Origin of the sequence: Moraxella sp. 179-F 1C4 NHS, assembly GCF_045370505.1 — a bacterium.
In the GTDB taxonomy this organism is placed as follows: domain Bacteria; phylum Pseudomonadota; class Gammaproteobacteria; order Pseudomonadales; family Moraxellaceae; genus Faucicola; species Faucicola tetraodonis.
In genome coordinates this window covers 1-1312 of sequence record NZ_JBIQEC010000062.1, presented here as the reverse complement: position 1 = coordinate 1312, position 1312 = coordinate 1, and the positions used below count along the sequence as shown (strand labels likewise).

1 protein-coding gene and 1 other annotated feature are annotated in these 1312 nt (G+C 46.6%); the gene reads right to left on the bottom strand.

Annotation, left to right across the window (positions count from 1 at the left end):
• Positions 1-39: 39 nt before the first annotated feature.
• Positions 40-1262, bottom strand: a protein-coding gene (locus ACH0AB_RS11800; RefSeq protein ID WP_406878260.1) for an IS3 family transposase whose coding sequence is annotated in 2 segments (ribosomal slippage) — positions 40-986 and positions 986-1262 — 1224 coding nt in all. Because the reading frame shifts where the segments join, the coding sequence is not laid out codon by codon here.
• Positions 871-987 (bottom strand) — a sequence feature (AL1L pseudoknot). It overlaps the preceding gene by 117 nt.
• Positions 1263-1312: the final 50 nt, after the last annotated feature.

The following is a 1312-nucleotide window of genomic DNA, read 5'->3' as shown; positions in this document are numbered from 1 at the left end:
TGAACCGTCCTGGTTTTATCGGAGACAGGTTTGCTTGAGTCAGGCAGCATAGCCTGACGGGATTAATGAACAATAGTAGATATTTTCTGCATCAACAGGCGATACATATCCATTGGTAGAATGCAATCGTTCATGGTTGAACCAGTGTACCCAATCAAGGGTTGCTAGCGCAACATCATTCACACCCTCCCATTCCTGTTTCAAATAATCAATCACCTCCGCTTTATACAGCCCATTCACACTTTCAGCTAGGGCATTATCGTAAGAATCACCAGTTGTACCAACCGATGCAGCAAGCTTAGACTGTTTCAGCCGTTCGCCATATTTAATCGACAGGTACTGGCTACCTTTGTCGCTGTGGTGAATCACTCCGTTTGGTCTGCCACGAGCATCAAGAGCTTGATTTAACGCATCAAGCACTAATTGGGTATCCATGCGATTGGATACTTTCCAACCCACGATAACTCGCTTGAACACGTCAATGACAAAGGCAGTATAGACCCAGCCTGATTTAGTTTTAATGTAGGTAAAGTCAGCCACCCACAGCTTGTTTGGGGCATCTGCATTGAAGTTACGTTTGACCAAGTCAGCAGGCTTGTCTTGGTCGTCTCTCTGCTTAGTGGTGATTTTGCCTTTGCCTCGCCATACGCCTTGTATGCCTAGCTGTTTCATCAGGCGTTCAACCGTGCAACGACCTAATTTGGGCAGACCATCTTGCTTAAGCTTATGCCAGACTTTACGAATGCCATAACGACAGCCACTGGCTTGCCAAATCTGTTTGATTTGTGCCATGAGATGTTTGTCGCTTTGTTTACGTCGGCATTGCTTTTCTGGGTTATCCTGCTCATCTTTGATGCGATAGTAGGTGGATGGGGCGATTGGCAGTATCCTGCAAATCGACTCGACCCCATATTTTTCTTTTTCATCGTCGATGAATTTGACCATCACTTGTGTGGGCGGCCGAGCTCCGCCTGGGCGAAAAAAGCGGCTGCTTTGCGAATAATTTCGTTCGCTTGTTTGAGTTCTCTGATTTCTCGCTCAAGCTCAGCGATACGAGCCGCTTGGCTTTCAGTGCTAACGGTCACAGGATTTTGCTTAGCTAGGTGCTTTTGATGCCATGAACGTAGGGTTTCGGGCGTGCAGCCAAATTTAGGTGCGATGGCTTGGATGGCCGCCCACAGTGAGGGATAATCTTTTTGTGATTCAATCAATAATTCGACAGCTCGTGTCTTAACTTCTGTTGGGTATTGTTTGCTTTTCATAAGGGTATTGTCTCAGAGTTTTAGGTCTCCGACAATCCCGGGACGGTTCA